This window comes from Dialister invisus DSM 15470 (genome assembly GCF_000160055.1).
Taxonomy (GTDB): domain Bacteria; phylum Bacillota; class Negativicutes; order Veillonellales; family Dialisteraceae; genus Dialister; species Dialister invisus.
The window spans coordinates 634,718-646,312 of record NZ_GG698602.1 but is presented as its reverse complement, the minus strand read 5'-3'; the positions used below and the strand labels follow the sequence as shown (position 1 = coordinate 646,312).

The following is an 11,595-nucleotide window of genomic DNA, read 5'->3' as shown; positions in this document are numbered from 1 at the left end:
CTTGTACTGGTTTTATAATGTCTGTCTGGTTGCTTATTGGTTCTTTCAGGTGCCGGTACTGCTTTACCGTCTTATTTTTGAAGACGGTTTTTATGACAGACTGAAGCAGAGTGCCGGGATTATGCCGACGCCGACTTTGGAACAGATTGCTTATCATAATGCAATCTGGATACATGCGGCGTCGGTGGGTGAAGTTGTCGCAGCCAGTCCTATTGTGAGAGAATTGAAAAAACGCTATCCCAAAGAAATGGTCGTTGTATCCGTCGTTACTGCTACAGGTCACCGAATGGCGCAAAGGATCATGCCCGAGGCGGACGGCCATATATTTTTTCCTTTTGATTTGCCTGTTATCACAGAACGAATTGTGAATATAGTGAATCCTAAAGCAATTATTCTGATTGAAACGGAATTGTGGCCAAATTTTCTTCGGCTGGCATGGAGAAAGAATATTCCTGTTATGATGATGAACGGCCGTATCAGTGACCGTTCTATGAAAAGGTATTCCCTGATCCGGCGTTTTACCTCGCGCATGCTTCTCCAAATTAAAAAATTTTGTATGCAGTCGGGCATTGATGCAGAACATATTATTTCTATGGGAGCACTTTCTGATCGGGTGACAATTACAGGAAATACAAAGTATGATGAAACATATGTGGAAGTTTCGGAAGAAGAGAAACAACAGCTTCGTCATGAATTTCACTTTGATGGAAAAGGGCCTGTGATTGTAGCAGGGAGTACGCATAACGGAGAAGAAGAAATTATTCTTCGTATATTTGGCAAGATTCTGAAAGAGTATCCTGACGCCCGGTTGCTTCTGGCAGTACGTGAGATTACAAGGGCACCGTCTGTCCGCTTTTTGGTGAAGCATTTTGGATACAGTGTTCTCCGCCGCTCTAAGATGGGGACGGAGGAAGATGATGGGAGAGGCCATCAGGTTATTATTCTTGATACCATTGGTGAATTAGGACGTTTATACAGTCTTGCGGACGTAGTTTTTGTTGGCGGAAGTTTTGTAAAGGTGGGGGGACATAACATATTGGAACCTGCGGCACATGGGAAACCGGTGCTTGTAGGTCCTTATATGTTCAATTTCCGGGAAATATTTGATCTGCTGTCTAAGCGTGGTGTCTGCCGCATGGCACAAAATGAGTCTGAATTAGAAAAAACGCTGCGGGATTTATTGGCTCATCCCGAAAAAATGAAGGCTATGGGGGAAGCGGCGTTGTCTGTGGTGGCGGAGAATCAGGGGGCGACGAAAAGGAATGTAGATACTTTTGCAAAACTTGCTGAAAAGTATAAGATTGATTTGATGGAGAATACTGATGAGTATTGAGTCTTACATACTTGGACTCCAAAAAAATCCGTCGCCGGGAAAGATAGGAAAGATTGTTCTTGGCGGGTTGGAGCTTCTTGCAGGGATTTATGAAAAAGGTGTCGTGAAAAAATATGAGAAGGTTGGGCGAAATGCCCGCCGTATGCCGATACCTGTTATCAGCGTTGGAAATATTACGGCCGGTGGAACGGGGAAAACACCGTGCATTTTAAAGCTGGCTGAAATGCTTCACAAAAAGGGGCATCATCCGGCCATTCTCTCCCGCGGTTATAAAAGCGGATTGGAAAAAGTCGGAGGAGTTGTATCTGACGGACGATCTTTGCGGATTTCCCAGAAACTGGCGGGAGATGAGCCTTATATGATGGCGTTAAAAATTCCTGATGTCCCTGTTCTTGTGGGACGTAACAGGATCATTTCTGCGGAAAAAGCGATTAAATTGGGGGCGGATATATTGCTTTTAGATGATGGTTTTCAGTACTGGGATATGAAGCGGGATTTAGACATCGTTCTCATAGACTGCACGAATCCTTTCGGTTACGGATATTCCCTACCCCGCGGACTTCTCCGTGAGCCTATGGAGGCATTACGACGTGCCCATACATTTATCCTCACTAAAAGTGAGCAGGCAGATGTGTCTGTGAAAACGGATATAAAGAAGAACCTTTTTCGATTGGCACCGCAGGCGCTTATCCTTGAATCTTTCCATTCGCCGTCATTGCTTGTTCCTTTCAATAAATGGAAAAAAGGAATCAAAGAAGACTGTTTATCCTGCCAGAAAGGGAGAAGGACGTTTATTCTTTCAGGAATAGGAAATCCTGAAGCGTTTAAAGAAACAACATTAGAGGCGGGGCTGAGCCCTGTGGGAAATATGTTTTTTCCGGATCACCATGTATATACATCAGCAGATATGGAATCTGCTGAAATGGCAGCTGCATATAGTGGTGCTGATCTGATCACGGTGACAGAAAAAGATGCGGTAAAGATGCTGAATTTAAGTAAAGCGGAAGACAGTAAAATTCCTCTTTATGTTTTGGAGATAGAAATGAAATTTGCTGAAAATGGAGAAGCACAGCTTCAGGAACAATGGGAGGCCTTTTTATGAAAATTGCCTGTATAATCCCTTCCCGCTATGCATCGACACGTCTGCCGGGAAAACCGCTGAGGATGATTGCGGGGAAAACGTTAGTGCGACGTGTTTATGAAAGAGCGATTTTGGCGATGCTGCCTGATGTGGTCATCGTAGCTACGGATCATAAAGATATTGAAAAAGAAGTCCGGTCTTTTGGTGGAGATGTAGTGATGACTTCTGCTGATCATCCGACCGGGACTGACCGTTTAGCGGAAGTGGCGGAAAGTCTGCCGGATTATGATATCATTGTCAATGTACAGGGAGATGAGCCTCTGATTGATCCCAATGTTATCGATCTTCTTGCGAAGACACTTGTTGAACGGGCGGAACTTGATATGGTGACAGTGGCAACGCCGTTAAAAAATGACGACTACGAAGATCCGTCGGCGGTAAAAGTTGTTGTCAACCAAAAGGGCGAAGCATTATATTTTTCAAGAGCGCTGATTCCCTATCCCCGCCATGATTTTGTAGTTCCCGCATTAAAACATGTAGGAATTTATGCCTATCGGAGAGAGTTTCTTCTGAAATATGCCCACATGAAGCAGACGCCGCTTGAAATGACAGAGTCTTTGGAACAACTGAGGGCGTTGGAAAGCGGGCATAAAATAGGTGTAATTACGGTAGAGACGGAAGATATAGGGATTGACACGGAAGAAGATCTAAAGAAAGTAAACGCATATTTCGAAAGGAGCCAATTATGAAAACAATTCAGGTGGGAAATCTTACTATTGATGGAAGCAGATTATTTTTAATTGCCGGCCCCTGTGTGATTGAAGGCTACGACCGCACATTGATGATTGGGCGTGAAGTGAAAAGAATTTGTGAAAAATTAGGTGTACAATATATTTTTAAAGCATCTTTTGATAAGGCAAATCGTTCTTCTTATCATTCTTTTCGTGGTCCGGGGCTGGAGGAAGGTCTTCGAGTTCTAAAGTCTATAAAAAAGGAACTGGATGTGCCGGTGCTTTCCGATGTGCATGATGTGACTCAATTGGAAAAGGCCGCGGAAGTGTTGGATATGCTTCAAATTCCCGCATTTCTCTGCCGCCAGACCGATTTGGTTTACGGGGCGGCGATGACAGGAAAACCGGTAAATGTAAAAAAAGGACAATTCATGGCGCCTGAAGATATGAAAAACGTGCTGAATAAAATGGAAGAAGCTCATAATCCCAATTTGGCCGTCACCGAACGAGGTGTATCTTTTGGTTATCATAATCTTGTAGTAGACATGCGTTCTTTCCCGATAATGAGGAAGTTTGGTTATCCGGTTATCTATGATGCTACCCACAGTGTGCAGCTGCCGGGCGCTATGGGTACGGTAACCGGCGGGCAGCGGGATATGATTCCTTATCTTGCACGTGCGGCGGCAGCAAGCGGAGTGGATGGATTCTTTATGGAAGTTCACGATAATCCGCCGGAAGGTCTGTCTGACTCTACGAATATGCTTTATTTGTCATCTTTGGAGGGGCTGCTGAAAGATTTAATTAAGATTAATGAAATTGTGAAACACGATAAATAAGAAGACATTGGCTAATAATAAAGAGAATATTAATAAAGAGAATATAGTATAATAAATTGATACAGAACAAAACCGTTTCTTTTTAGCGTAAGATAAGGCATAGTTGCCTAATGGTGAGCCGCTGCCAGCGGCATGGATTTATCAAGGGAGGAAGCATGTCTTCGATAGAAACAGCGATAAGGGTGCTTCGTGATGAGGCGGATGCCATTTTGAGCCTGATTGATAAACTGGATAATAATTTTGAGTCAGCTGTCGATTTGATTCTTCATGCAAATGGTCGTGTCATACTGACGGGAATGGGAAAGTCCGGGCATATTGCAAAAAAAGTTTCTGCAACTATGGCAAGTACGGGAACACCGTCATTTTTTCTTCATCCTGCGGAAGGTATCCATGGAGATTTGGGAATGGTGACAGCTGAAGATGTGGTTGTAGCTTATTCCAATAGCGGTGAAACCGGTGAAATATTAAACATTCTGCCTTCGCTGAAAAGAATCGGTGCGAAATTGATTGCTGTTGTTGGGAACACCCATTCTACGCTGGCGGAAAATGCAGATGTTGTATTGGATGCAGGTGTTTTACAAGAGGCTGATTCCCTCGGATTGGCTCCGACCAGTTCAACGACAGCGGCATTGGCACTTGGCGATGCTTTGGCAGTGGCGCTTATGGAAAAAGAGAATTTTACTGCCGATAAATTTGCGGTATTTCATCCGGGCGGATCTTTGGGAAAACGTCTGCTTATGACTGTTGAAATGGTTATGCACCATGGCAGTGATAATCCCGTAATTAAAGAAACTGCTTCTGTTAAGGATGCGCTTTTTGTGATGACTAAAATGGGGCTTGGTGCGGTATCTGTTGTGGATGGAAAGTTTAAGCTGAAGGGGCTTATGACAGATGGGGATGTCCGTCGTGGGCTGGAAAAAGAAAAAGATTTTCTGATGCTCACCATAAAAGAAGTGATGACACAGAATCCTTTGGTAATAACTGCTGATAAGTTGGCGGCAGAAGCACTCCATAAAATGGAAAAACATGCGCCTCATCCTATCACGGTGCTTCCTGTAGTGGATAAGGATGGAAAATCTATAGGTATGGTGCATGTCACAGATTTGTTGAGACAAGGTGTGGTCTGATGAGAGGTTCGCGAAGTATAAAGGCATTCTTTTTTGACGTAGATGGAACCTTGACTTCCGGTACATTGATTTTAGGGACGGAAGGCGAAGCTTATAAAATCTTCCACGCCCAGGATGGAATGGCCTTGGGGCTGGCACATCGTATGGGATATATTACCGGTTTTATTACTGGGCGTACTTCGGATATTGTCCGTGTGCGGGCGGAGGAATTAAAAGTAGATGTGCTCCTTATGGGGGTGAAAAATAAGGTACAGGCCGTGGCAGCGGCCTTGGAAAAGTATCGTTTATGTTGGGAAGAAGTCGCTTTCATGGGAGATGATTTAAATGATCTGCCTCTTTTTGATAAAGTTGGAATAGCAGGCAGTCCATCAAATGGAGCTCCTGAAAACTTAAAAAAGGCGGAATTTGTTTCCCGCCGTGCCGGGGGAAGTGGAGCAGCGAGAGAGTTTATTGAGGAAATACTCAAGGAACAGGGACGGTGGGATGAAGCAGTTGCGTCATTTTATTCGGAAATGCAAGAGGCACCTGCCCGGCAATAGTTATATAATTTAGGAAACTGATTTTTGAGGAAGAGAAGACATGCTTTCTAATGTAAAATATCATTTGCTTAAGATGGTCAGCAGCATACTTTGCAGAATGCCCTATAAAAATATTTTAGCTATAGGTTCTTTTCTGGGGCCGGCAATTATGAATCGGATACCGAAACAACGTAATCGTGGAATTGAGCAGATTATGACAGGTCTGTTATGTGAAAGAGAAGATGCGGAGCAGCTGTTGAATAAAGTGTATCAACGTGTAGGAATGTCGGCGATGGAAATGCTGTATATGCCGCGGCTGTGCCGAGAGAAACTTCATATAGATGAATATGTTTCTATTGATCATCCGGAGTATCTGGAGGCTGCATACGCAGAGGGAAAAGGGATTGTGGGGCTTACTGCCCACGTAGGAAACTGGGAATGGCTTGGAGCCGGTCTTGCCCTGCATGGATATGATACGTCCGCTATTGGCAAAAAACAGAAAGATGATGCTCTGATGAGGATTATTAATGAATATCGGGCGGAATCAGGCGAACATATTTATCTGACCGGAACAGGCGGCTATGAAATGATTGCAGCGGCCCGTTCCATGAAAAAGAACCATATTCTCGGATTTTTATCTGATAAAGATGGAGATAGAGTGGGGATACCGGTTCGTTTCATGAATCGGATTTTCTCCTTTCCCCAGGGGCCCGTGGTTTTTGCCAAGAAGTTCAAAGCTCCGGTACTTCCTATCTTTGTAGTTAGGAATGAAGACTGCATAGGAAATACCATTTGTGTAGGAAAGCATTTTTATTATGAAGAAACCGGAGATAAAAAACATGACTTGCTGGTGAACGCACAAAAAATGGCTACCATTATGGAAGAGTTTATTAAAGCACATCCTGCCGATTGGATGTGGTTCCAGCATCTTTTTTGGACGGAACCATGGAGTATTGAGATGTATTGCCGGATGACAGATGAAGAAAAAAAGGAAATTATCCACGGAGTACCTTTTGCGGAAAGAGCGGAGGGAGGCAGTACATGAAAAAACATAAAAAATCTATTATTGGTGTAGTACTCATGGTCTTGATCACCTTAGGAGTGTACATACTTTTTAAAGGAGACGGTAATTCTGTTTTTACTGGTGATGATACGACACAGGCAGTGGAGTTCAATGATATTAACCTGAATGAAGAAAAAGACGGTAAAGTGATATGGAATCTGAAGGCGCGTCATGTTAAGATGGAGAGTAACAGAAATACGGCTTATCTTACGGATATAGAAGGCTTTTTTGCAGAAGATGGGAATGAATTGTCTATCAAAGCAAAGAAGGGAATCATAAAAAGAGCGGAGCAAACAGTAAATCTTGAGGGAGATATTGAGGGAAAGACGAAAGACGGCCTTATTCTTTATGCCAAAAACCTGACTTATGATGGGAAGAAGCAGGTTTTATCCACAGATTGCTCGTTTACCGCGGAAAAGGATGGGCGAATATTAACAGCAGATTCATTTACGGCCGATCGTGTACTTGAAAAAATTGTAGCAAAAGGACATGCTAAGCTTGCTGATAAGGAGGCAAATAAGTGAGGAAAATATATGGGTTCCTGGCAGTATTTTTAATTGCAGCAGGCGGTACGGCATGGGCAGATGATATCACCGCCGATATATTGACTTATGATGGAAAAGCTAAAACAGTCACTGCGACAGGGAATGTGGTTATTCATGCTAATGAGGGCGCTGTAGTTACCGGTAAAAAAGGCCAGTATTATTTTGAAAACCGCAGCGCATGGCTTGATGGAGGTGTTGAGTACCAAAAAGACCAGACTGTTATGACCGCGGAAAAAATGTATTTATATGAAGATAAAACAACTCGCGGTGTAGGTGGAGTCTATATTCATGATGAAGCGGAAAAGCGCACGATGAAAGGAGACGATATCATGTATAATCCGGAAACCGGATTCGGCAAAATTCAGGGGAATGGTTACCTGGAATCTGTTGATGGTATTATCGAGGCGCCTTTGATCGAAGGAAATATGAAACAGGTAAAGATAGAAGCAACCGGTGGAGTACACCTTTCCAGTACTATGCATCAAATGAATGGATACGGGGACAAAGCTGTTTATACAAGAAGTGGACAGGAAGGGATCGATGGTAAACTGATATTGACAGGAAATGCCCATGTTGTGCAAAATGGGAATTCTTTTGACGGACCTGAGCTGATTATGCGGGATGCAGAGAAAATTGTAGAGACTTCCGGAAGAAGCACAATCACAATTACAAACACTGCAGGCGCATCAAGTATGGCTGCCGGAAACCAAGCCGCTGAAACAGGCGGCACAGAACGCGTGACAGAAGAAACTCCTATCGCAGGAAGACCATCCTATGCCGACGAACCGGCACAAAGTTCTTTTTTTGATAAGGATCACAAATGAAAATAGAAACACATCATTTAATCAAACGCTACGGAGAACGTACCGTAGTTAATGATGTAAATGTAGAAGTTGAACAGGGAACAGTTGTAGGTCTGCTCGGGCCTAACGGTGCGGGAAAAACCACAACTTTTTATATGATTGTCGGCATTATCCGGCCTGATGAAGGGGATGTGACTGCTGATGGGAAATCTTTGGATCATATGCCTATTCATGAACGGCATCAGTTCGGTATCAGCTATTTACCCCAAGAAGCTTCCATATTTCGCAAAATGACAGTATGGGAAAATATGATGTCTTTACTGGAAACAAGAACAGAATTAAGCCCTGCAGAGAGAAAAGAAAAGGCGGAAGGGCTTCTGGAGGAGTTTCACATTACTCATGTAAAGGATACAAGGGGAGATGCCCTTTCAGGCGGCGAACGGAGGCGGGCAGAAATTGCCAGATCTTTGACCATGGGGCCGTCCTTTATATTGCTGGATGAACCTTTTGCCGGTGTAGACCCTCTTGCTGTCGAAGATATACAAAGCGTTGTCATGCATCTTAAAACAAGAGGTATCGGTATTTTAATTACAGATCATAATGTTCGTGAAACTCTTCGGATTGTGGATAATGCGTATATCCTTTCAGAAGGGAAAATTCTGCTTAATGGAAAATCCGGTGATATTGCTGCAGATCCTGTGGCGAGAAAATTCTACCTGGGAGAAAATTTCAGCCTATGATTTATTTGATTAAAGGAGTGGGATTCTGATGCGTATACTTGATAAATATATCCTTAAGGAATTCCTGGGACCTTTTTTGTTTGGTGTTGCCGCATTTACTGCTATATTTCTCGGGGCGGATACACTGCTGAAAATTGCGGACTATGTTACAAAATATGGTGCATCTTCTACCGCGGCACTGAAAATATTTATATTGGCACTGCCCCGGATTATTGTTTATACGTTTCCTATGGCGGTCTTATTGGGGGCGTTAATGGCGACATCCCGGCTATCCGGTTCCAGCGAATTGATTGTTATGCGCACATCCGGACAGAGCTTTAGCCGATTGGTCATGCCTATTTTTATCCTTACTTTTTTAATCAGTTTATGTGCGGTGGCTTTTAATGAGTATGTGGTGCCATGGACGAATCGGAAATATGAACAGGTTATCAATATTGAAATTAAACGTAATTTGAATCCGGGGGTTACGGATCATGTTATTCTTCGTGATGTACAAAATGGAAAAATTGCCCATTTGCTTTATGCGAGGAGATATAATCCTGAAAATAAAAAATTGGAAAATATAACGATTCAGGAATTCCAGAATGAAGCTGTTATCCGCGTGGAAAATGCGCCAAATGCCGTTTGGAAAGATGGTAAATGGTTTATGGAAAACGGTACTATTTATGATCTTGGTGAAGATGGAATTAGCCGCACGATGCGTTTTAAGAATCAATTTATTCCTTATGGGCAGTCGCCGGAAACGATACAAAAAGAGCATAAAGATTATGATGAGATGACCATTCGGGAGCTCTTTACAGCAAGAAAAGCTTATGAGGCTGCTCATGAAGATGCGACTGCCATTGTTATGGAAATTCATCGCCGTTTTTCACTTCCTTTTGCGAGTTTTGTATTTGGTCTCGTAGGAGCGCCTCTCGGCGTGCAGCGCGAACGATCATCATCATCAATCGGATTTGGACTTTCAGTAGTTATTATTTTTGTATATTATGCTGTAATGACATTTCTTGAAGCGCTTGGAAAAGGGCATGTAATTTCTGCGGTGGCAGCAGTATGGCTCCCAAACCTGATCGCTCTTATTTGTGCAGTGTACTTGATTAAGCGGGTTAATCAGTAATTATATTGTGCGTTTTCTCTTTTTAATTTCTTCGCTGTGGTATTTTAACTGAAGGAGGTCAGTATGTTTATTGGCATTGCTATGTTTTTCGTCCTTATGCTGATGGGCGGACTCATTGCATTTCTTGGCGATAAAATTGGATCCAAGGTGGGGAAAAAGAGAATGACGCTCTTTGGACTGCGGCCAAAATATACTTCCATTATCGTTACGATTATTTCAGGTGTCCTTATTTCATTCCTGACAGTTGCTGTGCTTGCCGTAGTAAATGAAAATGTACGCGTAGCGCTTTTTGGCTTGAGCAAATTACAGGCACAGATGGCAAACCTTAATCAGGAGATCATCGTAAAAAATAAAGAACTTGATGAAGGTAAAAAGCAGCTTGAGGCAAGGAATAAAGAGTATGAAGGGGTAACAAAAAAATCGGAAAAGACAGTAAAAGAATTGGAACGGGTGGAAAGCCAGCGTGCTTACGTGCAGAGTGAACTATTTTCTGTACAAAATGCTTACCAGGAAGCGCAGGCAGGTATCCAGCAGTCTGCAGAAGAAATAGAACAGTTGGAAAAAACAAAAGAAGAACTTTCCGGTAATATTACAAAACTGAACAGCGAGAAGGAAGCGCTTCTTGGGAATATTGCGGCTATCCGTGAAGGCACTGTCGTTTTTCGTGCAGGACAGGTGCTTACTGATGCGGTTGTTGATGAGAATATGTCCAAAGAACAATCTGAGCAGGTACTTGGGAGTATTTTGAATGATATCAATAATTTGCTGAAAGAACGAATGAATGTCAGTGACAAAGATGTTTACCTTGTACGTATGCCGAAGATTGCATTTGACAAAGCCGTTGATCAAGTGGCAGGTGCAAGCAGTAAGAAGCTTGTTCGTGTTGTTGCTGCGGGAAACCTGATTTTGGGGGAGCCGGCAATTGTGGAATTTGATGTTCATGATAATAATCTGGTTTTTCATGCGAATGAAACCATCATGACGGCGAAGATGCTCAATTATAAAGGTCTTAAACGGCCGGATGCCCAGGTTCTGAGTATGCTGAATGAATTGAACCATTTAGCAAAGGATAAAGGGATACTGCCGGATCCGATTACAGGAAAGGTGGGACAGCTGGAAGGGCAGGAACTGCTTTCGGTGATTGAAAAAGTAAAAGGATATAACAGCAAATGTGTTCTCGTTATAAAAGCGAAAAAAGATATCTATTCGGAGGGTCCGCTTTTAATTGATATTGAAGTAGAAAGAGATGTTTCATGATACTTGCTCTTGATCCCGGTTCAGTAAAAACCGGTGTGGCTGTTGTCCATAAAGATGGGAGTCTCGCATGGAAAAAAGTTATCCAAACAGAAGATTTTGAAAAAGAAGTCCAGGGGGTTCTTGACGCATACGACATAGGTGTCATTGTGATGGGAAACGGCACTCATCATAAAGAGATGCAGCAGCGGACGGTGATGCTCTTGAAAGAGCGTGAAAAGAATGTAAAAATAGAATTGGTGGATGAAAAATATACCACGGAAATGGGGGAAACATGGTATAAAAGAGAACATCCTGTGACCGGCTGGCGGCGTTTGATCCCGGACGGATTCCGCCGTATTCCTGTTCCTGTAGATGATTATGTGGCATGGATCATCGCTTGTATTTACTTGGGGATTGTCCGTGCAGAAGATGTGGGGCATAAAAAGGTGTGATGAAATACATTTTTAT

Annotated in this window: 13 protein-coding genes; all 13 read left to right on the top strand. The window is 43.0% G+C overall.

What is annotated here, in order from left to right:
• Nucleotide 1: 1 nt before the first annotated feature.
• The 13 genes from GCWU000321_RS03120 (at nucleotide 2) to ruvX (ending at nucleotide 11,579) form a co-directional block, all read left to right on the top strand.
• Entirely contained in the window at nucleotides 2–1,333 is a 1,332-nt protein-coding gene (locus tag GCWU000321_RS03120; protein ID WP_007069630.1) for a 3-deoxy-D-manno-octulosonic acid transferase, read from the top strand.
• Complete coding sequence (lpxK, locus tag GCWU000321_RS03115) at nucleotides 1,323–2,435, top strand: tetraacyldisaccharide 4'-kinase (protein WP_007069629.1); 1,113 nt, start codon at nucleotides 1,323–1,325, stop codon at nucleotides 2,433–2,435. Before GCWU000321_RS03120 ends, lpxK begins: the two co-directional genes overlap by 11 nt.
• Nucleotides 2,432–3,163: a 3-deoxy-manno-octulosonate cytidylyltransferase gene (gene kdsB / locus GCWU000321_RS03110; RefSeq protein WP_040381169.1), complete on the top strand. Its 732-nt coding sequence runs from the start codon at nucleotides 2,432–2,434 to the stop codon at nucleotides 3,161–3,163. Before lpxK ends, kdsB begins: the two co-directional genes overlap by 4 nt.
• Nucleotides 3,160–3,981 carry a 3-deoxy-8-phosphooctulonate synthase gene (gene kdsA, locus GCWU000321_RS03105; RefSeq protein ID WP_007069627.1) on the top strand — a complete coding sequence of 274 codons (822 nt, stop codon included), beginning with the start codon at nucleotides 3,160–3,162 and terminating at the stop codon, nucleotides 3,979–3,981. Before kdsB ends, kdsA begins: the two co-directional genes overlap by 4 nt.
• Before the next feature lie 155 nt (nucleotides 3,982–4,136).
• Entirely contained in the window at nucleotides 4,137–5,108 is a 972-nt protein-coding gene (locus tag GCWU000321_RS03100; RefSeq protein WP_007069626.1) for a KpsF/GutQ family sugar-phosphate isomerase, read from the top strand.
• Complete coding sequence (locus GCWU000321_RS03095) at nucleotides 5,108–5,647, top strand: KdsC family phosphatase (protein ID WP_007069625.1); 540 nt, start codon at nucleotides 5,108–5,110, stop codon at nucleotides 5,645–5,647. Before GCWU000321_RS03100 ends, GCWU000321_RS03095 begins: the two co-directional genes overlap by 1 nt.
• Before the next feature lie 40 nt (nucleotides 5,648–5,687).
• The gene (locus tag GCWU000321_RS03090; protein WP_007069624.1) at nucleotides 5,688–6,671 is read left to right on the top strand and encodes a lysophospholipid acyltransferase family protein; all 984 of its coding nucleotides are present in this window, start codon (nucleotides 5,688–5,690) and stop codon (nucleotides 6,669–6,671) included.
• A complete protein-coding gene (lptC, locus tag GCWU000321_RS03085; protein ID WP_007069623.1) occupies nucleotides 6,668–7,213 on the top strand; it encodes an LPS export ABC transporter periplasmic protein LptC in 546 nt (181 codons plus the stop codon). The genes GCWU000321_RS03090 and lptC overlap by 4 nt, the downstream gene beginning before the upstream one ends.
• Nucleotides 7,210–8,058, top strand: a complete 849-nt coding sequence (locus GCWU000321_RS03080) for an LptA/OstA family protein (protein WP_007069622.1) — start codon at nucleotides 7,210–7,212, stop codon at nucleotides 8,056–8,058. Before lptC ends, GCWU000321_RS03080 begins: the two co-directional genes overlap by 4 nt.
• Nucleotides 8,055–8,777: an LPS export ABC transporter ATP-binding protein gene (lptB, locus tag GCWU000321_RS03075; RefSeq protein ID WP_007069621.1), complete on the top strand. Its 723-nt coding sequence runs from the start codon at nucleotides 8,055–8,057 to the stop codon at nucleotides 8,775–8,777. The genes GCWU000321_RS03080 and lptB overlap by 4 nt, the downstream gene beginning before the upstream one ends.
• Nucleotides 8,778–8,805: 28 nt before the next feature.
• Entirely contained in the window at nucleotides 8,806–9,891 is a 1,086-nt protein-coding gene (locus GCWU000321_RS03070; RefSeq protein ID WP_007069620.1) for an LptF/LptG family permease, read from the top strand.
• Between the two features lie 63 nt (nucleotides 9,892–9,954).
• The gene (locus GCWU000321_RS03065) at nucleotides 9,955–11,148 is read left to right on the top strand and encodes a DUF3084 domain-containing protein (RefSeq protein WP_007069619.1); all 1,194 of its coding nucleotides are present in this window, start codon (nucleotides 9,955–9,957) and stop codon (nucleotides 11,146–11,148) included.
• A complete protein-coding gene (gene ruvX, locus GCWU000321_RS03060; RefSeq protein WP_007069618.1) occupies nucleotides 11,145–11,579 on the top strand; it encodes a Holliday junction resolvase RuvX in 435 nt (144 codons plus the stop codon). The genes GCWU000321_RS03065 and ruvX overlap by 4 nt, the downstream gene beginning before the upstream one ends.
• Nucleotides 11,580–11,595 lie beyond the last annotated feature (16 nt).